Here is a 20,354-nt window from a genome sequence, read left to right on the forward strand (position 1 = left end):
CCGCGTATGGCCAAAGTCGGCCAGGCGTGTCTCGAACGCGCGAGCGTGGGCACCACACCCGAACTTGAAACCCTTTGGAGCCTTCGCGTGCCCGCAGCCAGCGCCACCGCAGTCGATGCCGGCCGCTCGTCCGGCAAGACCCGGCCCGACCTGCGCAACGTCGCCATCGTCGCACACGTCGACCACGGCAAGACGACCCTCGTCGACGCGATGCTCCGGCAGTCCGGCGCCTTCGAGGAACGCGCCGAACTCGTCGATCGCGTGATGGACTCCGGGGAGCTCGAGCGGGAAAAGGGCATCACCATTCTCGCGAAGAACACCTCCATCCGCCGCAAGACCGACGAGGGCATGGTGACGATCAACGTCATCGACACCCCCGGTCACGCCGACTTCGGCGGCGAGGTCGAGCGCGGCCTGTCCATGGTCGACGGGGTGGTGCTGCTGGTCGACGCCAGCGAGGGCCCGCTCCCGCAGACCCGGTTCGTGCTGCGCAAGACCCTCGAAGCCGGCCTGCCGGTGATCCTGGTCGTCAACAAGACCGACCGTCCCGACGCCCGGATCTCCGAGGTCGTCGAAGAGACCCACGACCTCCTGCTCGACCTGGCCGGTGACATCGAGGACGCCGACCTCGACGCGATCCTCGACCTGCCGGTCGTCTTCGCCTCCGCGCGTGCGGGCAAGGCGAGCCTCGAGCAGCCCGCCGACGGCGCGGTGCCCGAGAGCGAGAACCTCGACCCGCTGTTCGAGACCCTGATGCGCCACGTGCCGCCGCCCTTCGCCGACCGCGAGGGCCCGCTGCGCGCGCTGGTCACCAACCTCGACGCCTCCAACTTCCTCGGCCGGATCGCGCTGATCCGCATCCACTCCGGCAGCCTGCGCAAGGGCCAGACGGTGGCGTGGATGCGCGAGGACGGCACCATCCAGAACGTCCGCATCTCCGAACTGCTGGTCACCGAGGCGCTCACCCGCGTCCCGGCGACCGAGGCGAGCGCGGGCGAGCTGGTCGCCATCGCCGGTATCCCGGAGATCACCATCGGCGACACCCTCGCCGACGTGGAGAACCCGGAGGCGCTGCCCCGGATCGCCGTCGACGAGCCCGCCATCTCGATGACCATCGGTGTCAACACCTCGCCGCTGGCCGGCCGCAGCGGCGGCGACAAGGTCACCGCCCGCCTGGTGAAGGCGCGCCTGGACCAGGAGCTGATCGGTAACGTCTCGATCCGCGTCCTGCCGACCGAGCGCCCCGACACCTGGGAGGTCCAGGGGCGTGGCGAGCTGGCGCTGGCCATCCTCGTCGAGCAGATGCGCCGCGAGGGCTTCGAGCTGACCGTCGGCAAGCCGCAGGTGGTCACCAAGATGATCGACGGCAAGCTGCACGAACCGTTCGAGCGGCTGTCGATCGACTCCCCGGAGGAGCACCTCGGCGGCATCACGCAGCTGCTGGCCGCTCGCAAGGGCCGCATGGAGCACATGGGCGGGCACGGCACCGGCCGCATCAAGCTCGACTACGTCCTCCCGGCGCGCGGCCTGATCGGCTTCCGCACCGACTTCCTCACCGAGACCCGCGGCACCGGTATCGCGAACCACGTGTTCGAGGGGTACTTCCCGTGGGCCGGCGAGATCCGCACCCGTCACTCCGGTTCGCTGGTCGCCGACCGGTCCGGCCCGATCACCGCGTACGCGATGATCCAGCTGGCCGACCGCGGCACCTTCTTCGTGGAGCCGGGCGCCGAGGTGTACGAGGGCATGGTCGTGGGCGAGAACCCGCGCGCCGAGGACCTCGACATCAACATCACCAAGGAGAAGAAGCTGACCAACATGCGTCAGTCCTCCGCCGACGTGATGGAGACGCTGGCCCGCCCGCGCAAGATGGGCCTGGAGGAGGCGCTGGAGTTCTGCTCCGTCGACGAGTGCGTCGAGGTCGCCCCCGACGTCGTCCGGATCCGCAAGGTCACGCTGGACGTCAACCAGCGCGCCAAGGAGCGCAACCGCAACAAGAACCGCGGCTGACCCGCCAAGCGAACGCCGGAGGGCGCCTGCTCACTCACCGTGAGTAGGCGCCCTCCGGCGTTTTCGCGTCCCGATGCGGTCACGCACCGTATTCGGCTGGGCGTTCTTCGTTAAAGAAAGGTCCTTTCTCGACAATTCCGCTGGAAAGTCGAACTCCTTTTCGGACGGTGTTCACAACACCGGAACACCCCGGACCGAACGGCGCCGGAGCGGCCGCGCGTGCCGTGCGGAGAACGCGGATCCGGGCGGGCGCGAAACAAAAGACCCTAAATGCGTCCGGATAGGACTCGCGGTCGCGATCGTTTCGGTCATCAATCGTGCGGTGGCGAACATTCCGGCGGCCGTTCCGGAATGTTCCGGGTTGCGGAACCGATTGCCGGACCGGCGTGTTCAGGCGTCTCCGAAAAGCCGCGGTCCGGCAGGAACCCCGGGGGCCTCCCGGACGTCCACCGGAGGAGGACGGCATCCGGTCGGGCGACGACCGGGCCGATATGGGAATCTCGCTGCCGAGGCCATGGCGCGCGTGATAGCTCTATGGCGACCAGGCGAGGGACAAACCGGGAGGATCAAGGCGTGCGGTCACCGACCACAGCGGCGTCCATGCTGGCGTGCGCGGCCGTGCTTCTCGCCGCCTGCAGCAACACCCCGCCCCCGCCCGTGGTCAGCTCCTCGGCCTCCCCGGTGAGCACGTCGACCACGAAGGCGCCTTCCCAGGTGGTCGTGGGTGTCGACGACGTCCTCGGCGGCTACAACCCGCACAACCTCGCTGACGCCTCCCAGGTCACGTCGGCGCTTTCGCAGCTGCTGCTCCCGTCGGTGTTCCGCCCCAAGGACGACGGCAGCTTCGAGCTGGACAAGAACCTGATGAAGTCCGCCGAGGTCGTGTCCCAGCAGCCGTTCACGGTCGCGTACACGATCCGCCCGGACGCCTCCTGGTCCGACAGCGCGCCGATCGCCGCCGAGGATTTCGCCTATCTCCGCGAGGCGATGCGCGACCAGCCGGGCGTCATCGGCGCCGCCGGCTATCGGCTGATCTCGGACATCCAATCGCGTGAAGGCGGCAAGCGGGTCGAGGTCACCTTCGCGAAGCCGTATCCGGGCTGGCAGACGCTCTTCGGCAACCTCCTGCCCGCGCATCTGCTCAAGGACGCCCCGAACGGGTGGCAGGGCGCACTGGCGACGACGTTCCCGGCGGTCGGCGGCCCGTACTCCATCAAGGGCCTCGACACCGCGCGCGGAGAGATCACCCTGGAGCGCAACGAGCGCTATTGGGAGAAACCCTCCGCCCTCGACCGGATCGTGCTCCGTGCGGCCGATCAGGACGGCACACTGGCCGCTCTGCGCAGCGGCAACGACCAGTTCGCGATGACCAGGACCGACGGCACCGGCCTCAAACGGCTCGGCGAACTCGGTTCGGCCGTCCAGCTGCACACGGTCGCGCGTCCCACGGTCGCGCAGATCCTCCTGCGGCCGGTGAGCTCGACGCTGTCGGATCCCAAGGTGCGCGAAGGGGTCACCGCGCTGATCGACCGCGGCAAGCTGATCACCGAGGCGACCGAGGGCGGCCCGTCCGACAAGCTCCGCGCCGACGCGCAGGTCCGCGTCCCGTCGGCGCCCGGTTTCCAGCCGACGATCCCGGCCCCGGGTCCGCCGTCGGCGGCGGATCCCGCGAAGGGCGAGGAACTGCTCAAATCCGCCGGATACACCAAGGAAGCGGGCACCTGGCGGAAGAACGGGAAGAACCTTTCGCTGGTCGTGGCCTCGCCCGCCAAACAGGAGCCGTACGCGACGATCGCCAAGGAGCTGACGGCGCAACTGGTGGCCGCGGGGATCGAGGTCAACGCGATCGCCCCGCAGCCGAGAGAACTCTTCTCGACGATGCTGGCCATGCCGGTACTCGACGGGATCCAGCAGACGACCCCGGAGGGCGCGGGCAACGTCGGCATCGACATCGCGGTGATCGGCCAGGTCACCGGCGGTGCGGACGTCGCTTCGGTACTGGCGTCCACCTTCGGCTGCCGCCCCGATCAGCTCACCGACAAGACCAAGGCCGTCGTCCCGGGGAACCCGCTGGGCTTCTGCGATCCGGCACTGCAGGCCCCGATCGACGCCGCGCTGACCGGCGCCACCCCGGTGGCCGACACGCTTTCGGCCCTGGAACCGGAATTGTGGCGTCGGAATGTTGCCATTCCGTTGTTCCAGCTGGCCGATACCCTCGCCATCGGCTCTGGTATTTCCGGAGTAACCGCAGGTCCTCCTATGGTGGGCCCTTTCGGGTCCGCGGTGAACTGGACACGGGGTCCGAAGTAGCCGTTTCGCGGCCGAGTCGGACCCTGGCGGGTGACCTTTCCCGGCACGTTCGAGTGGTGGACTGATTCCTCAAGGTAACCACTGTATTTCTTGATGTCAGCCGCAAGTTACCCTTTGGTCACGATCGCCCCGGAACTGGTGACTGTTCGTGCATTTCCTTTCTAGCGTGCACCCGCAGTGCGCCAAATGAGTGTTGCTTGGCGTGTCATAGGCTCCGGGCCATCTCACCGGAGCGGTGTGGGGTCCTGTTCCGATCTCAGGAACCCAGTGCTAGGAGGGCACACTTCATGAGGAAGTCCAAGGCAGTCTCCGCCTGGTCGCTGGTCGCGGCCTCCGCGCTTGTGCTGAGCGCATGCAGCGGTGGCGACAGCGGCAGTACCGACCCGAACGGGTCGTCGACCGACATCAAGAGCATGGCGACCGGCAAGGCGCAGAACGGCGAAAACTTCAAGCTCGCGGACACCCCGGGGTACGAAGGCACCGTCACGGTGGGTATCGACGACGGGTACTCGGGCTACAACAACGACACGCCCGACACCAACACGTCGTACAACACCTACATCCTGACGGCCGTGCTCGCCGGTGCCGATGTGCTCGACGGCAACAACAAGGTGCTGCTGAACAACGACGTGTTCGACTCCTGGGAGGTCACCTCCAAGTCGCCGCAGACCGTCGTCTACAAGATCAAGCCGAACGTCAAGTGGTCCGACAACGAGGCGTTCGACTGCGACGACATGTACCTGTCGTGGCTGGCGCACTCCGGCAAGGCGAAGACCTCCGACGGCAAGCAGGCCTTCCTCGCCGCTTCGACGACCGGCTACCAGCTGATCGACCAGGCGACCTGTAAGGACGACCTGACCTTCGAAACCAGGTACACCGAGCCGTACCTGGACTACAAGGGTCTGTTCAACTCGACCGCGATCATGCCCGCGCACATCGTCGAGAAGAACTCGGGCGTCGCCGACATCACCAAGCTGACCCCGACCAGCGACGCGGCCCAGCTGGCGAAGGCCGGTGACTTCTGGACCAACGGCTTCAAGGGCTTCAAGGCCGAGCACATGCCGGCTTCGGGTCCGTACAAGATCACCGCGTTCGACGCCAACCAGAAGGCCGTCACGCTCGAGAAGAACCCGAACTGGATCGGTGGCAAGGGTGGCCCCTCCAAGATCGTCGTGAAGGCGATGGAGGACACCAAGGCCATGGCGACCGCGCTGCAGAACGGTGAGATCGACATCGCCGCTTCGACCCAGCCGGACGCCACCGCGGCGAACACCATGAAGGGCCTCGCCGCCCAGGGCATCACCTACGGTTCGGCCTCGCAGCTGACCTTCGAGCACATCGACCTCAACTACAAGCGCATGTTCAAGGACAAGGACCTGCGCAAGGCGTTCTTCGAGGTCGTCAACCGCCAGGAGATCACCGACAAGCTCCTGAAGGAGGTCCAGGCCGACGCGACCCCGCTGAACAGCATCGTGTTCATGCCGGGCGAGCAGGGCTTCAAGGACCTGTACAGCAGCAAGGCCGGTCTCGGCGCCGAGGCCGCGGCCAAGACGCTGACCGACGCCGGCTGGGTCAAGGGTGGCGACGGCATCTTCGCCAAGAACGGCCAGCGTGCGTCGTTCAAGATCTCGCACAACCAGAACACCCGCCGTCAGCAGACCGTCGAGATCATCATCTCGCAGGCCAAGGCCGCCGGTATCGAGATCACGGACGACCAGGACGCCAACTTCCTGAAGGGTGGCCGTCTCGCGGCCAGCGACTACGACGCCGCGCTCTTCGGCTGGTCCGCCGCTCCGTTCAAGGCCGAGCAGAAGTCGATCTACATCACCCGTGTCGACGACAGCAGCCAGAACTACCAGGGCCTGTCGAACCCGACGATCGACTCGTCCTTCGAGGCGGCCGTGAAGGCCACCGACGAGGCCGTGCAGCTGGAGAACTACCAGAAGGCCGACCAGGCGATCGCGGACGAGTACGCGACGCTGCCGCTGTTCCAGACCCCGTCCATGTGGGCGTTCAAGGGCATCGACCGCACTTACATGCAGTCGTACAACGGTGTCCTGTGGAACGTCGGCGAGTGGGAGCAGAAGAAGTAGGGCTTCCGCCCCGCTTTTTCACCACTCGCTTACGCGATCCTGGTGGTACGGGGTCCGGCCACAAGCCGGGCCCCGTACCCGCCGGAAGTAGCTGTTGACCGTAGGGTTACCGCCACTACGGTGGACAACCGGGCAGCGGTCCAGCACTTCGGCGGCCAGGCCCGGATGAGGAGCAGTTCGTTGAACCTGGTGATCTACATTCTTCGCCGTCTGGCGATATCGATTCCCGTCCTGCTGGTCGGGACTTTCCTGTGTTTCGTCATGGTCGCCGGCACCGGTGACCCGCTCGCCGAGATGAAGAGCAACCCGGCCATGAGCAAGGAAGCCATCGCGCAGATGGCCTCGCAGCTCGGGCTGGACCAGAGCATCGTGCCCCGGTACTTCACTTGGCTCGGCAACTTCGTCACCGGCGACTGGGGCGTTTCCATCGCACAGGGCAACGCGCAGGCCCCGGTGTTCCCGAAGGTCATGGACGCGTTCGAGGTCACCTTGAAGCTCGTCGTCGGCGCCGAGATCCTCGCGCTCGTCCTCGGCGTCCTCGTCGGTGTGGTCGCGGCGGTCAAGCAGTACTCGATCATCGACTACATCGCCACCACGCTGGCCTTCCTGCTGTTCTCGATGCCGATCTTCTGCGTCGCCATCGTGCTCAAGCGCTACGCGATCGAGTTCAACGGCTGGGTCCGGGACCTGGGACTGTCCGATGTGCTCGGTAACCCGTGGATCCGCACCACGAGCCCGGAATCGCTGAATTTCGACGGTCCAGGCGGGTTCCTGGCCAGTTATGTCGGCGCGTATCTGCTGCCGACGTTGTCCATCATGGCGATCAGCTTCGCCGCGTACAGCCGGTTCCAGCGCGCTTCGATGCTGGAGACGCTGAACGCGGACTACGTGCGGACCGCGCGTGCCAAGGGGCTCGCCAACGGCCGGGTCATCTTCCGCCACGCCTTCCGGAACGCGCTCATCCCGGTGACCACGCTGTTCTCCGTCAACTTCGGTGCCGTGCTCTCGGGCGCGATCATCACCGAGACGGTGTTCAACTGGAATGGCATGGGCAAGCTGCTCGTCGAAGCCGTGACCAAGAGCGACACGCAGGTGATGATGGGGTGGCTGGTGCTCATCGCCAGCAGCATCATCGTCGCCAACCTGATCGCCGACCTGATGTACGGCATCCTGGACCCGAGGATTCGCGTTGGCTGACTTGAACTCCCTTATCGCGGCGGAAGGTTCCAAGCCCGCCGACGGCGCGCTCCCGGCGGAGGCGCTGCCCGAGCCGCAGAGCCAGGGCAAGCTGGTCCTGCGCAAGTTCCTGCGGCACAAGCTGGCGATGATCTGCACGGCGGTCCTGCTGCTGCTCGTGCTGACCGTGCTGATCATGCCGATCTTCTGGCCGTACAGCTACGAGGACAGCTCCTTCCCGTCCTTCGCCAAGCCCAGCGCGGAGTATCCGCTGGGCACGACGCAGGTCGGCAAGGAAATGGTGTCGCAGATCCTGCGCGGCACCCAGTACTCGCTGCTGATCGCGCTCATCGTGTCGCTCGTCGCCACCACCATCGGAACCGTTTTCGGTGCCATGGCGGGGTACCTCCGCGGCTTCACCGACTCGGCGATCTCCCGCGTGACGGACCTGTTCCTGATCGTCCCGCAGATCGCGGCCGCGGCCATCCTGGCCAAGGTGTTCGGCGGCGGTACCTGGTACATCGTCGCGATGGTGCTGGCGGCCTTCGGCTGGATGCCGATCGCCCGTATCGCCAGGGCCGAGTCGATGTCGCTGTCCCAGCGCGAGTTCGTGGACGCCGCCCGCGCGTCCGGCGCCGGGACGTTCCACATCGTGTTCAAGCACCTGGTGCCGAACATGGTCGGCCTCATCACGGTCAACGCGACCCTCGCGATCGCGCAGGCCGTGCTGATCGAGGCGGCACTGTCGTTCATCGGGCTCGGGGTGCAGCTGCCGGACACTTCGCTCGGCCGCGTCATCCTCGAGAACTACGCGCAGCTCCAGGCGCGGCCGGCGCTGTTCTTCGGCCCGTTCGTCGTGCTGGTGCTGATCTCGCTGACGATCAACTTCATCGGTGACGGCCTGCGGGACGCTTTCGACCCGCGTCAGCGCCGTCAGAAGGCGTAAGGCCCTCTTCAACGCGTGAAGGCCCCCTTCCCTCGGCTCAGCCGAGGGAAGGGGGCCTTCACGCGCTTCAGGCCTCCGCGGGGCTTTCGTCGTACGGTGACGCGCTCCGGGCTGCCAGGGTGCTTGCCGCACCGGTACTTCCGCGTGACCGGGCGGACGACACGCGTGACTGGATGGACGACACGAGTGCCGTCCGTCTGATCACACGTGTCGTCCACCTGATCACACGTGTCGTCCATCCAGTCACGCGAGATACGGCTCCAGACACGCGAGTTACGCCTTCAAGCACGCGAGATACGGCTCCAGACACGCGAGTGTCGCCCAGACACACGAAGGCCCCCTTCACCGCGTCCAGCGCGGTGAAGGGGGCCTTCACGTACCTCCGAGGGTCAGTCGGCCACCGGGGCCAGCTTGCCCGCTTCCCAGGCCGCACGCCGCTCGGCCTGCAGCACCGGGTCCGCGACCGGGGCGGCCGACAGCAGACGACGGGTGTAGTCCTCGCGCGGCGAGTGCAGCACCTGGTCACGCGTGCCGACCTCGACCAGCTTGCCGTGCTGCATCACCGCGACGCGGTCGGCCAGCAGGTCGACGACGGCGAGGTCGTGGCTGATGAACAGGCAGGCGAACTGCAGCGAGCGCTGCAGGTCCAGGAACAGGTCCAGCACCCGCGCCTGCACCGACACGTCCAGCGCCGAGGTGGGCTCGTCCGCGATCAGCAGCGCCGGGTCGAGCGACAGCGCCCGCGCGATGGCGACGCGCTGACGCTGACCGCCGGACAGCTCGTGCGGGTAGCGGTTGCGGTAGTGGCCGCCGAGCTCGACCTTGTCCAAAAGGGACGCCACGCGCTCGTTCAGGGCCTTGCCCTGCAGGAACTTGTGCAGCACCATCGGCTCGGCGATCGATTCGCCGATGGTCATCTTCGGGTCCAGTGTGGACGCCGGGTCCTGGAACACGATCGAGAAGTACCGGCGCAGCGGGCGCAGGTCCTTGTTCGACATGTTCGTGATGTCCTTGCCCGCGATCGAGACGGTGCCCGAGGTCGGGGTCAGCAGGCGGATCGCGCAGCGGCCGACGGTCGACTTGCCGGAACCGGACTCGCCGACCAGGCCGACGATCTCGCCCTTGGCGATGCTCAGCGAGACGTCGTCCACCGCGCGGTTCTTCGCCTGGCCGCGACGGCCGGGGTACTCCAGCACGAGGTTCTTGATCTCGAGCGCGGGCGCGTTCTCCTCGATCACCGCGGCGAGCTCGGAGTCCTCGAGGCGGATCTCCTCGGCGATCTTCGTGGCCTCGTCGCTGTCGGCGGAGATGCCCTCTTCGAGCAGGCGGCGGCCTTCCGGACGCTGGCCCAGCACGGGGACCGCGGCGAGCAGCTTGCGGGTGTACTCCTGCGACGGCGACGCGAACAGGTCGCGCACCGGCGCCTCTTCGACGATGTTGCCCTGGTACATCACGACCACGCGGTCGGCGAGGTCGGCGACGACCCCCATGTCGTGCGTGATCAGCACGATCGCGGTGTTGAGGGTGTCGCGCAGCTTGCGCAGCAGGCCGAGGATCTCCGCCTGCACGGTGACGTCGAGCGCCGTGGTCGGCTCGTCGGCGATGATGACCTTCGGGTCGCAAGAGATCGCCATCGCGATGACGACGCGCTGCCGCAGACCGCCGGAGAGCTGGTGCGGGTACTGCTTGAAGCGCAGCGGCGGGTTCGGGATGCCGACCATCTCCAGCAGCTCGATGGCGCGCTTGTCGGCGGCTTCCTTCGAGATGTCCTGGTGCGAGCGGAGCGCCTCGCGCAGCTGCCAGCCGACGGTGTAAACCGGGTTGAGCGCGGTCATCGGCTCCTGGAAGATCATCGCGACCTGGTTGCCGCGGATCTTCTGGAGGTCCTTCTCCTTGAGATCGGCCAGGTTGCGGTCCCCGAGGCGGAGTTCGCCCGCGATCCGGCTCGTCTTCGGGAGCAGCCCGAGCACCGACATCGAGGTCACCGACTTGCCGGAACCGGACTCACCGACCACCGCGACGATCTCACCCGGTTTGACGTCGAATCCGATGCCCTTGACGGCGTTGACCACGCCCTCGTCGGTCGGGAACGAGACGCTCAGGTCGGAGATGGACAGAACCGAACCCGACACGCCGCCGAGGTCCGACGATGCTGCTTCAGTGCTCACCAAGATGCCCTTCGTGGGGGTACATATGGTCACGACGCAGTGCCCGTGACTCGCGCGAGGATAACCGAGAGTCGCCCGACTAAGGTCGGTGCTCTCCGGCTTCCGTTCCCGACACCCTATAAAGGAAAGCGCGCCGTGTTCGAATTAGTCTTCAAGCCGTGATCTCCGATCTGCCCAAATTGCTGCTCGTGCACGCCCATCCGGACGACGAGAGCATCACCACCGGTGGCACCATCGCGCGTTACGCCGCCGAAGGCGCCGAAGTGACCGTCGTCACGTGCACGCTCGGTGAGGAAGGCGAGATCATCCCGCCGTCCCTCGACGGTCTCGGTTCGTGGGCTTCGGACCAGCTCGGCGGCTACCGCGCGGGCGAGCTGGCGTCGGCCTGCGCGGCGCTGGGCGTCACCCGGCACCGGTATCTCGGCGGCATCGGCCGCTGGCGTGACTCGGGTATGGCCGGGACGCCGTCCGCGGCGCATCCGCGCGCGTTCTCCGGCGGCGACCTCGGGGAGCAGGCGGCTCAGCTCGCCGAGATCCTCGACGAGGTCCGGCCACAGGTCGTCGTCACGTATGACGCCTTCGGGGGTTACGGGCACCCTGACCACATCCGCGCGCACGAGGTCACGATGGCCGCGGCACCGAAGGCCGCGTCGGTCGAGCGGGTCTTCCACACGGTTTCCTCCCGCGACGCCGTCGCGGCGGGCCTCGCCGCGCTGCGCGGACGCTCTCCGTTCCGGGTCCCCGAAGACGGCGAACTGCCGGTGACGCCGGACGAGACCATCACGACCGTCGTCGACGTCGGTGCGCACATCCCGGCGAAGGCGGCCGCGCTGCGGGCGCACGAGACCCAGGTCAGCGTGCCCGCTCCGCCGCATCTCGCGGATCACTTCGCGCTGAGCAACGACATCGCGCAGCCGATCACCCCGAACGAGTACTTCGTGCTCGCGCACGGACCGGCCGAAGGCGCCGCGGCCGATCTGTTCGGGGGCCTCGCGAGGTGAACCCGCCGCTCACCTCGCGGCAGCGTCTGCTGCTGGCCTTGCTGACCTTCGACGCGTTCCTGCTCGGATCGCTCGAACTGTTCTTCCTGCCGCTCCGGCTCGACGGGATCGTGTTGCCGAAGCTCGGTGACGCGCCCCTGCCGGTGACCGTGGTGCTCGCGGTGATCACCACCCCGCTGCTGGTGCGGACGACCGCGAAAGTGGTGCGGCCCTCCTTTTCGGTGATTCCGCTGCTCGTCTGGGTACTAGTCGTACTCGTGATGGGCGTGACCGGCCCCGGTGGTGATCTGGTGCTGATACAGGACTGGCGGGCCTTGCTGCTGATCGGCGGCGGGGCACTGCCGGGAGCGATGGCGCTGGGTGGCGGTCTCGGCAAGGCGGCGAAGGGAGTTAGCGGTGGGTGAAGCGATTTCGGACCGTCAGGTCGTGGCGGTGCTGCGACCGTTCGTCCGGGCCTGTGGGCCGATGGTCGACGCGCTGCGTGACGCGGATCCGTTCGGCCTCCAGGCCAGGGGACGCCGCCACGAGGACCTCGACGGCGTCGAGCCCAAACTGAAGGACAAACTGCTCGACGGGATCACGTCGGTCAAGGTGCCCGGCACCGCGGCCTGGGCGGAGATGTCGAACTACCAGCGGACCCATTGGTGGGTGAACCGGGTCGGCCGGGTCACCGCGCTGATCACCGCGATCCCCGGTCTCGGCGGCGCGCTCGCCGACCGGTTGCCCGTGCAGGACGCGCTCGGCTCGGCGTCGCAGGGGGTGCTGCTGTGCGCGATCGCGGGGGAGTACGGCGTGACCGACGTCGGCGCACGGGTCCGGCTGATCGCGTGGGTGCTCTTCGAACGCGACATCGACCCGGTGATCGCGGCGGGCAAACACGCCGAACACGACAAGGCTGCCGAAGACGACGAAGCGGCGAAGCTCACCGAAGAAATCGACGACGCCAAGAAGAAGCACGGCAAGGTCACCTTCAAGGCGGCCGCCGGCACGCTGTGGCGCCTCGGCCGGGGTCTGCTCGGCATCGTCGACGAACTGGAAAAGCGGCCTCGCGGCCGTCTTTTCCACCGTGCGCTCGGGAAACTGCCGGTCGTCGGCATGGCGGGCGACTACCTCGGCGAGCGGTCCGGCCTCAAACGCGTCTGGAAGCGGGCGCACGAGTGGTTCACCCAGCATCCTGAGGGCGAGCTCACTTCCAGAACATGAACGCGTCTTGTCCGTATTGCGCGGCGAGCGTGAATCCGCCGACGGCGTCGAAGATCGCGTAGGACACATCCCAGAACAAGGGGCTGGCTCCGGGGACGGCGATCAGCACGGCGAACAGCGCCAGCGGCGCCCACGGCCGGACCTTCGCGCCGAACTCCCGCGCGCCCGGCGAAAGGTACGGCTCGATCGCGCCCCAGCCGTCGAGTCCGGGGATCGGCAGGATGTTCAGGATGAACGTGACGACCTGAAGCAGCGCCAGGAACGAAAGCCCGATGACGAGACCGGAGGACATCGGCACCAGCGCGATGACGAGGGTCAGCAGGACACCGACGCCGAGGTTGCTCAGTGGTCCGGCGAGTGACACCCACGACTGGACCCCGCGTGACCGCAGTCGTCCGTGTTCGATCCAGACCGCGCCGCCCGGCAGCGGGATGCCGCCGATGACGAGGAATACCAACGGCAGGACGATGGACAGGATCGGATCCGTGTATTTCCGGACGTCCATGGACAGATAACCCTTGTGGGCGACGCTGTGGTCACCACCGCGGAACGCGACGACGGCGTGGCCGAATTCGTGGAGCGTCAGCGACGCCACCCAGCCGCCGGCGACGAGCAGGATCACGCCGATGGTGATCAGCGGGTCGTAGTCCTGCCGGGAAATCGTGGTGTTGTCACCGAAAGCCGCCAGCACACCGCCCAGGACGGTGACCGCGAGGATGCCGAGGAAGATCGGGCTTGGCCGCACTGCTGATCTCTGCACCCCTCCAGTCTTCCGTATGCCCGATGTGAAGTTCTCGGCGTGTCCCCTTGCGCGATGAGGCGCGGGTATCCCCCGAACTCGCTACTCCGCTTGACCTGACCGCACTACACGGGTGTAATCACAGTGATGTCATTCGTCGCTGGAAGGGGGCGGCGGATGGTGTTTCAACACCGCCAGCCTGGGGAGTGCGTGGACAGCGAGGAGGCGGACGTGCGGTTGGAAGCAGATGGAAGGGAATGGGGGCAAGTCGTGGGTTGGGGTGAGGTCCCGGAGCAGCAACTGGGCGATCTCACCGAGCTTTTCGACGATGCCTCCGCGGAAGAGCAGGACTGGCAGGAACGGGCCCTCTGCGCGCAGACGGACCCGGAGGCGTTCTTCCCCGAGAAGGGCGGCTCCACCCGTGAAGCCAAGCGGATCTGCCTCGGTTGCGAGGTCAAGGACGAGTGCCTCGAGTACGCCCTCGCGCATGACGAGCGGTTCGGTATTTGGGGCGGGCTCTCCGAACGTGAGCGTAGGAAACTGAAAAAGCGAGCTGTGTGACGGCGATCTCCGGCGGCCTGAGCGCGCCGGAGATCGCTTACGCCCGCTTCCACATCGTGGGGCCACCAACGGGTGACAGGGTCGCGTCGTAGGGTGGCGGCACTCGACTTCGCCGCCACATCTGGAGTGCCCGTTGTCCCGCACTGCCGCGTCACCTGTGTTGCGCACGGTCCCCGTTCTGGCCATTGTGGTCTGTCACAACGGCGAGAACTGGTTGCCACTGGCACTTTCCGCGCTGCGGCGCAGCGGAGTCCGGCCGCGGCACATCCTCGCGGTCGACACCGGATCCACCGATGGGACGGCGAAGATCCTCGCCGACGCGGCGTCCGTCGGCGAAGCGCCGGTCTTGGACGGAATTCTCACACTTTCCCGTGATGTCGGCTTCGGCGCCGCCGTCGGCGAGGCCGTCGAGCACGCCGTCGAACGCTGGGGTGATCCCGGTGGCTGGCTCTGGCTCCTGCACGACGACTGCGCGCCGGAACCCGACTGTCTCGAAAACCTGTTGGCAGCGGCCGAAAACGAGCCAGAGGCGACGGTGCTCGGCCCGCTCGCGGTCGACTGGAGCGATCCGCGGCTCATCGTCGAAGCCGGGTTGTCGACCGACGCCATCGGTCACCGGCAACAGGTCGCACCGGACGAGAGCGACATCGCCGTGCTCGCCGTGCCGAGCGCGGGATCGCTGGTGCGGCGGGAAGTCTGGCACGACCTCGGCGGCTACGACCCCCGCTTTTCCTTGCTGCGCGAGGATCTCGACTTCGGCTGGCGCGCCAACGCCGCGGGCGGCCGGGTGCTTTCGGTGCCGACGGCCCGGCTCCGGCACGCTCGCGCGCTCAGCACCGGGCAGCGCGAACCGGACGCCCTCGAGCTTCCCCTCGCGACGGCGAACCGCGCGCACGGGCTGCGGGTGTTCCTCGTCAACTGCTCCCCACTGTCCTTTTGGTTCGGACTTTTTCGAATCCCGGTGTTCGCGGTGCTGAGGGCGCTCGCGTTCCTGGTGCTGCGGCGCACCGGCGAGGCGGGCGCGGAACTCGCGGCCGCCTGGTACCTGCTGCGCGGGCGCGGCGGGTTGCGCGCGGCCCGCGCCGAACGCCGGAAGACCGGCAGGCCGGGCCATGTCCGAGGACTGTTCACCGGCCGGATGACGCGGGTGCGCAACGCGGTGCGCGCCGGTGTCGTCGGTCTCGTCCGGCGTGGCGTCGAACGGGATTTCGCCCTCGGGACGGTGCCGGAGAGCGTCGATCAGGAAGGGGCCTGGATTCCGCCGGAGGCGGTGAAGGCCGGACAGGAGCGGCCGGTCGGGCCCGGCGCGCTGCCGGCGGGAGCGATGCGCGGGGTCGGCTCGCGGGGGACTGGTCTGCGGCGGCCCAGCGGGGTCGTCGCGGTCGCGGTTCCCGAGAAACCCGCGGCGGCTGGGCCGAAACCGTCACCGGTGCCGCGGGACGGCGGGCGGCGGCCGGAACCCGAGCTCGTGTTCGTCGAGGTGGACCGGAAACGCGTCCTGGGCGCGACCGTGTTCGCCCCGCCGGTGCTCATGCTCGTGGTGCTGACGGCACTCGCGTTCGTGATCAACGGTTCGCGGCTCGGGCTGGACCTTTTCGGCGGGAAGCTGCTGCCGGTCGGCGGGCTCGGCGAGATCTGGTCGTCGTATCTCGCGCCGTGGCACGCGATCGCGGGCGGGACCGCGAGCCCCGCGCCCGCGACATTGCCGGTGCTGGGCACGCTCGGCGCGATCTTCACCCCGATCGGCGGGCCTGCGGCACTGGTCGCGATCCTGCTGATCGGTGACATCCCGCTCGCCGCTCTGAGCGCGTACGCCGCCACTCGTCACCTTCGCGTGCGTCGCTGGGTCCGGGCCGTCGTCGCGGCGGCATATGGCGTGCTCCCCGCGGCCACCGCTTCGGTCGCGCAGGGACGTGTCGACGTCGTCGTCGTGCACCTGCTGCTGCCCCTGGTGATCGCGGGCATCGTCGGGCTGCTGGTCCGTGCGGACTCGCGCTGGCTGCACGTTTCCGCGCTGAGCGCGATCGGCCTGGCGCTGATCGGCGCCTTCTCACCGCTGGCGCACGCGCTGGCATTGGTCGGGTTGCTCATCGGGTTCGTGGTGCTGCCGTCGCCGACCGGGCTCGCGCGGCGGATCGCGTCGGTCGGCATCGTGGTGTTCCTGCCGCTGGCGTTGCTGCTGCCGTGGCCGAGTGTGCTGCTGCGGCATCCGGAACTGCTGTTGCACGGGCTCGGCGGCGGCGCCACGGCGGCGTCCGGGGCCGACCTCGCCGGACTGGACCCGGGCGGTCCCGGCGCGTGGCCGATCGGGGTGGCGCTGGTCGCGGCCGCGATCGTCGCGCTGGTGGTCCGGCCGTCGAAGGGCGCGGGCGGCGGTGTCGCGGTCGTCGTGCTGGGTGTGCTCGGGCTCGTGGCGGTGCGGTTCGTCGCGGTGACGCCGATGTCGGGTGGCGCGCACGCGACCGGGTACGCCGGGGTGCCGCTGCTGGTGATCAGCGCGGGGTTGCTGTGGACGGTGCTGGCGACCTGGCAGCGAGGCGGGTCCGGGGTCGACCCCGCGCCGTGGCTGGCGAAGGTCACGGCCGTGGCCGGGGTGCTCGTGCTGCTGGCGTTGGCGACCGGTGCGGTCGTCGCCGGACGGGAAGGGCCGTTGCGGGCGGGTGAGCGTCCTTCACTGGCTCCGGAGATTTCCGCGGAGCTGGCTTCGAGTGGCCGCTCGGTGCTGGTGATCGGGCCTGTTCAGGACGGTGCCCGGCAGACCGGTGGGCGGTTGCCGAGTTTCGGCGACGACGAGTTCGCGCCGACGCCGGGCAGCGCCGATCGGCTCGCCTCGTGGCGCCGGGATCTCCTGCAAGGCTCGCCGGACGCCGTCAAACAGGCCTTCGCGGCTGCTTTGGCCTCGGGGGTGTCGTATGTCGTGCTGCCGAGCGGCGCGGATGGTGGCGCCTTCGTCGAACTCGCGCGTGATCTGGTGGCCCCGGCCGCGCCGACCTCCGACGGGCGGCCGGTGCTGCGGCTGCTGCCCGCCGGCGGACAGGTGGCGTTGATCTCGCCGGAACTGGCGCAGGCGGCCGTGACCGGGAAGGGCGCGCCGGGGGCGTCGCCCGGGGTGGCGCCGGTGCAGGCCGGGCTGCCGGACGTGCGGGTGCGCGTCTCGGAAGGCCCGACCGGGCGGCTGCTCGTGCTGGCCGCGGAGTTCGAGGCGGGCTGGCAGGCGAGTGTGGACGGCAAAGCCGTGCCGATCGTGCGGGCTTGGGGCCACCAGGTCGCGGTCTCGGTGCCGCCCACGCCCTCGGAGGTCGTGGTGGAGCACCAGGGGACCACGCGGAACCTGCTGCTGCTGGCGCAGATGGCGGCGGTGCTGTTCACGCTGCTGACCGCTGTGCCTACGCGGAGGCGCTCTTGAGGTTCTTTCGGAAGTCCTGAAGGCGCTCTTTGAGACGTTGAGCGTTCTCCACGCGGGCCTTCAGCGGTCGGCTGGGCTTCGGCTCGTGTCCCGAATGTGGCATTGGGGACACTCAACGTCCCTGACGCCACATTGGGGCCATCCCGCCTGCGACTGGGAGGCCTCAGGGTTCCCAATGTCGCATTAGGGTCGCTCAGCGTCTCAAATGCGACATTGGGAACCTTCTGAACCATCTGGCCCACACCTCGGCCCCTGAGTTGTCCACAGCCCGTTCCCCTTGTGGACAATTAGGCGCTCCAGCGCCGTTTCCGCAGGTCCCGTCGCTGTCCCGCGATACACTGGGCTGGGGACGCCCCCCGGGGAAGGGCGGGGGCTGGGGTGGGCGGGGGCTGGGGTGCGGAGGTGAGGGTTATTCGCCTTCGATGACGTCGGGTTCGACGCCGAGGTAGCCCGCCACCTGTTCCACGAGGACGTCGTGGACGAGTTCCGCGAGTTCGCCGGGGTCCTTCGCGCGCGCTTCGAGGGGGCGGCGGTAGAGGACGATGCGGGCCCGCGTCGGGAGGCCGGCGCGGTCGACGCCGGCGGGCACGAGCCGCGAGAGCGGGACGGCGCCGTCGTGCAACACGCCGTCCACTCCGGTCGGTGCGCCATCCGAGCGAACTTCGGGAACGTCGTCGACGGCGACGTCGAGCTTCGTCAGCTCGTGCCGCCACCGCGCTTCGATCGGTTCGAGCGCGTCCAAAACCAGCGCGTCGAACCTTTCCGCCCTGCTAGCGGCGGCGGGAAGGGTCGACGGATACAGCGCTCCGCGCAGGCCCCGGCCGTGCCGGTCCCGGCGCATCCGCCGTCGCTGTCGGGAATCACGAGCCGTCGCCACGAACCGAAGGGTACGCGCTCGGCGAATCAAAGCGCGTGTCGCCGGTGCGCCCGGCTCGCGACGCGCTATCGTTCTCGATCGTGCGGAGCGTACGAAAGTGTTCGCGAACGGGTTGTCTCGAACCCGCTGTCGCCACGCTCACGTATGCCTACAGCGATTCGACGGCCGTCGTGGGCCCACTGGCCACGGCGAGCGAGCCGCACTCCTATGACCTCTGCGAGGCACACGCCCTCCGGCTGACCGTGCCCAAGGGCTGGGAAGTCGTCCGGCACGAAGGGGCCTTCGCCGCCCCGGACCCGTCCGCCGACGAGCTGACCGCGCTGGCCGAGGCCGTGCGCGAGGCGGGCCGGTCGGACAAGCCCGCGCCCGAGCCCGAACCCGAGGGACCCTCGGGCAGGCGCGGCCACCTGCGCGTCCTGCCCGGCCGCGCCTGACGCGAGGGCTCGCCGGTAGGCTTTCGAGCGCGCCAGAGGGCGTTGTAACGAGACTATTGGCGGGGAGCAGGCGTGCCAGACCTTTCGGGCATCGTGAAGGCCTACGACATTCGCGGCGTGGTCGGTGAGCAGCTGGACGCGGCACTCGTCCGCGACCTCGGATCGGCGTTCGCCCTGTTGATCAAGCCGGAGTCCGACTCCGTGGTGATCGGCCACGACATGCGCGACTCCTCGCCCGAGCTGGCCGCCGCGTTCGCCGACGGCGTGACCTCGCAGGGCCTCGACGTCGTGTCGATCGGCCTCGCCAGCACCGACCAGCTGTACTTCGCGTCCGGGTCGCTCAACCTGCCGGGCGCCATGTTCACCGCCAGCCACAACCCGGCGAAGTACAACGGCATCAAGCTGTGCCGCTCGGGCGCCGCCCCCGTCGGCCAGGACTCCGGTCTCGCGGAGATCCGCGACACCGTCGAGCAGGGTGTGCCCGCCTTCGAGGGCCAGCGCGGTTCGGTGACCGAGAAGGACGTCCTCGCGGACTATGCGGCGTACCTGCGCAAGCTCGTCGACCTGTCGGGCAGCCGTCCGCTGAAGGTCGTCGTCGACGCAGGCAACGGCATGGGCGGCTACACCGTTCCGACGGTTTTCGCGGGCCTGCCCATCGAGGTCGTTCCGATGTACTTCGAGCTCGACGGCAACTTCCCGAACCACGAGGCCAACCCGCTCGACCCGAAGAACATCGTCGACCTCCAGGCGAAGGTGCGCGAGGAAGGCGCCGACGCGGGTCTCGCCTTCGACGGCGACGCGGACCGCTGCTTCGTCGTCGACGAGCGCGGCGAGCCGGTCTCGCCGAGCGCCATCACCGCGCTGGTCGCGATCCGGGAGCTGGAGAAGGAGCCGGGCGGCACCATCATCCACAACCTGATCACGTCGAAGGGGGTCCCGGAGATCGTCGCCGAACACGGCGGCAAGCCGGTGCGCACCCGGGTCGGCCACTCGTTCATCAAGGCCGAGATGGCCAAGACCGGCGCGATCTTCGGCGGAGAGCACTCCGCCCACTACTACTTCCGCGACTTCTGGCGTGCCGACACCGGCATGCTGGCCGCGCTGCACGTGCTCGCCGCCCTCGGCGAGCAGGCGGGCCCGCTGTCCGAGCTGACGGCGGAGTACTCGCGCTACTCGGCCTCCGGCGAGATCAACTCCACCGTCGACGACCAGGTCGCGCGCATGATGGCGGTCAAGGACGCGTTCGGCGCCCGCGACGGCGTCGAAATCGACGAACTGGACGGTCTCACCGTGCAGCTCCCGGGCGGCGGCTGGTTCAACCTGCGCCCGTCCAACACCGAGCCGCTGCTCCGCCTGAACGTCGAGGCCGCCGACGCCGAGGCCGTCCGGGCGCTGACCGAAGACGTATTGGCGATCGTCCGTGGGTAACG

At 68.5% G+C, this 20,354-nt stretch carries 15 protein-coding genes; 12 read left to right on the forward strand and 3 right to left on the reverse strand.

What is annotated here, in order from left to right; all coding sequences use genetic code 11:
* Positions 1–87: 87 nt before the first annotated feature.
* The 5 genes from typA to BLW75_RS31055 all read left to right on the forward strand — a co-directional run bounded on the left by typA (position 88) and on the right by BLW75_RS31055 (position 8,535).
* Positions 88–2,010 carry a translational GTPase TypA gene (typA, locus tag BLW75_RS31035; RefSeq protein ID WP_034305906.1) on the forward strand — a complete coding sequence of 641 codons (1,923 nt, stop codon included), beginning with the start codon at positions 88–90 and terminating at the stop codon, positions 2,008–2,010.
* 600 nt (positions 2,011–2,610) lie between these two features.
* Positions 2,611–4,320, forward strand: a complete 1,710-nt coding sequence (locus tag BLW75_RS31040) for an ABC transporter family substrate-binding protein (protein WP_034305278.1) — start codon at positions 2,611–2,613, stop codon at positions 4,318–4,320.
* A gap of 287 nt (positions 4,321–4,607) precedes the next feature.
* Positions 4,608–6,413, forward strand: coding sequence for an ABC transporter family substrate-binding protein (locus tag BLW75_RS31045; RefSeq protein ID WP_034305276.1), 1,806 nt, complete (start codon positions 4,608–4,610; stop codon positions 6,411–6,413).
* A 180-nt stretch (positions 6,414–6,593) separates the two neighbouring features.
* Positions 6,594–7,610, forward strand: a complete 1,017-nt coding sequence (locus tag BLW75_RS31050; RefSeq protein WP_034305904.1) for an ABC transporter permease — start codon at positions 6,594–6,596, stop codon at positions 7,608–7,610.
* On the forward strand, positions 7,603–8,535 hold the full coding sequence (locus tag BLW75_RS31055; protein ID WP_091598657.1) for an ABC transporter permease: 933 nt from the start codon (positions 7,603–7,605) through the stop codon (positions 8,533–8,535). Before BLW75_RS31050 ends, BLW75_RS31055 begins: the two co-directional genes overlap by 8 nt.
* A 389-nt stretch (positions 8,536–8,924) precedes the next feature.
* Here BLW75_RS31055 and BLW75_RS31060 read toward each other — a convergent pair whose 3' ends face one another.
* Positions 8,925–10,703 (reverse strand): ABC transporter ATP-binding protein, encoded by a 1,779-nt coding sequence (locus BLW75_RS31060; RefSeq protein WP_167373543.1) that lies wholly within the window; start codon positions 10,701–10,703, stop codon positions 8,925–8,927.
* Positions 10,704–10,861: 158 nt separating this feature from the next.
* Between BLW75_RS31060 and mshB the strand changes: the two genes are divergently transcribed.
* The 3 genes from mshB to BLW75_RS31075 are packed head-to-tail and all read left to right on the forward strand — an operon-like array spanning position 10,862 to position 12,907.
* On the forward strand, positions 10,862–11,704 hold the full coding sequence (gene mshB, locus BLW75_RS31065; RefSeq protein WP_034305268.1) for an N-acetyl-1-D-myo-inositol-2-amino-2-deoxy-alpha-D-glucopyranoside deacetylase: 843 nt from the start codon (positions 10,862–10,864) through the stop codon (positions 11,702–11,704).
* Positions 11,701–12,108 carry a hypothetical protein gene (locus BLW75_RS31070; RefSeq protein ID WP_034305266.1) on the forward strand — a complete coding sequence of 136 codons (408 nt, stop codon included), beginning with the start codon at positions 11,701–11,703 and terminating at the stop codon, positions 12,106–12,108. Before mshB ends, BLW75_RS31070 begins: the two co-directional genes overlap by 4 nt.
* Entirely contained in the window at positions 12,101–12,907 is an 807-nt protein-coding gene (locus BLW75_RS31075) for a hypothetical protein (protein ID WP_034305264.1), read from the forward strand. The genes BLW75_RS31070 and BLW75_RS31075 overlap by 8 nt, the downstream gene beginning before the upstream one ends.
* Here the strand turns inward: BLW75_RS31075 and BLW75_RS31080 are convergent.
* The gene (locus tag BLW75_RS31080) at positions 12,891–13,652 is read right to left on the reverse strand and encodes a site-2 protease family protein (RefSeq protein WP_034305261.1); all 762 of its coding nucleotides are present in this window, start codon (positions 13,650–13,652) and stop codon (positions 12,891–12,893) included. The two genes, BLW75_RS31075 and BLW75_RS31080, sit on opposite strands and share 17 nt — an antisense overlap.
* 171 nt (positions 13,653–13,823) lie before the next feature.
* On the opposite strand from BLW75_RS31080, the gene BLW75_RS31085 reads away from it, so the two are divergent.
* Together BLW75_RS31085 and BLW75_RS31090 are read left to right on the forward strand one after the other, a co-directional pair.
* Positions 13,824–14,207: a WhiB family transcriptional regulator gene (locus tag BLW75_RS31085; protein ID WP_007028952.1), complete on the forward strand. Its 384-nt coding sequence runs from the start codon at positions 13,824–13,826 to the stop codon at positions 14,205–14,207.
* 133 nt (positions 14,208–14,340) lie between these two features.
* Positions 14,341–17,613, forward strand: coding sequence for a glycosyltransferase family 2 protein (locus BLW75_RS31090; RefSeq protein ID WP_034305259.1), 3,273 nt, complete (start codon positions 14,341–14,343; stop codon positions 17,611–17,613).
* A 409-nt stretch (positions 17,614–18,022) separates the two neighbouring features.
* Here BLW75_RS31090 and BLW75_RS31095 read toward each other — a convergent pair whose 3' ends face one another.
* Positions 18,023–18,454 carry a metallopeptidase family protein gene (locus tag BLW75_RS31095; protein ID WP_007028954.1) on the reverse strand — a complete coding sequence of 144 codons (432 nt, stop codon included), beginning with the start codon at positions 18,452–18,454 and terminating at the stop codon, positions 18,023–18,025.
* A 116-nt stretch (positions 18,455–18,570) separates the two neighbouring features.
* Between BLW75_RS31095 and BLW75_RS31100 the strand changes: the two genes are divergently transcribed.
* Positions 18,571–18,924, forward strand: a complete 354-nt coding sequence (locus tag BLW75_RS31100) for a DUF3499 domain-containing protein (protein WP_073848429.1) — start codon at positions 18,571–18,573, stop codon at positions 18,922–18,924.
* A 72-nt stretch (positions 18,925–18,996) separates the two neighbouring features.
* Positions 18,997–20,352 (forward strand): phosphomannomutase/phosphoglucomutase, encoded by a 1,356-nt coding sequence (locus BLW75_RS31105; RefSeq protein WP_034305253.1) that lies wholly within the window; start codon positions 18,997–18,999, stop codon positions 20,350–20,352.
* Positions 20,353–20,354: the final 2 nt, after the last annotated feature.

The organism is Amycolatopsis lurida (genome assembly GCF_900105055.1).
In the GTDB taxonomy this organism is placed as follows: Bacteria; Actinomycetota; Actinomycetes; order Mycobacteriales; family Pseudonocardiaceae; genus Amycolatopsis; species Amycolatopsis lurida.

Bases quoted from the DNA above. Each gene is read 5' to 3' on its own strand.
- BLW75_RS31040 (WP_034305278.1), top strand. From the start codon at position 2,611: ATGCTGGCGTGCGCGGCCGTGCTTCTCGCCGCCTGCAGCAACACCCCG.
- BLW75_RS31045 (WP_034305276.1), top strand. From the start codon at position 4,608: ATGAGGAAGTCCAAGGCAGTCTCCGCCTGGTCGCTGGTCGCGGCCTCC.
- BLW75_RS31085 (WP_007028952.1), top strand. From the start codon at position 13,824: ATGGTGTTTCAACACCGCCAGCCTGGGGAGTGCGTGGACAGCGAGGAG.
- BLW75_RS31095 (WP_007028954.1), bottom strand. From the start codon at position 18,454: ATGCGCCGGGACCGGCACGGCCGGGGCCTGCGCGGAGCGCTGTATCCG.